This is a genomic window from Gemmiger formicilis (genome assembly GCF_016901605.1).
Classification (GTDB): Bacteria; Bacillota; Clostridia; order Oscillospirales; family Ruminococcaceae; genus Gemmiger; species Gemmiger formicilis_B.
Window position 1 is genome coordinate 1 of record NZ_JACJKP010000509.1, and the last position, 364, is coordinate 364.

The 364-nt window shown below is 63.7% G+C and carries 1 protein-coding gene; it reads right to left on the minus strand.

Annotated features, from left to right (window positions below):
- Window positions 1–364, minus strand: a 364-nt coding sequence (locus H6B10_RS15685) for a substrate-binding domain-containing protein (RefSeq protein WP_243427433.1), incomplete at both ends; no start/stop codon positions are given.

The following is a 364-nucleotide window of genomic DNA, read 5'->3' on the forward strand; positions in this document are numbered from 1 at the left end:
GGTCGGCGGTGGTGTTGGCGGGGTTCACAACGACCGCGATGCCGTCCATGGCCAGCACGGTGGCGGTGGCGCCTTCGGCAGTTTCGGTATCCTTCAGCTCACGGCTGGCCATACCGATGGTGTAGGTGCCGTCCAAAGCGCCGGTAACACCGGTGGTGGAGTCGGTGGTCAGCATCTCAATGGTGGCGTTGGGGTTGACGGTCTTGTAGGCCTCAATGAGCTTTTCCATCAGAGGAGAAACGGAGGAAGAACCGCCGACCGTGATGCTGCCGCTGGGCTGGGTGGAGGTGAACTCGGTGCCTTCGCCGCCGATGTAGCCTTCCTCGGTAGCCAGGGCCTGGCCGTCGGGGCTCATGCAGTAGGC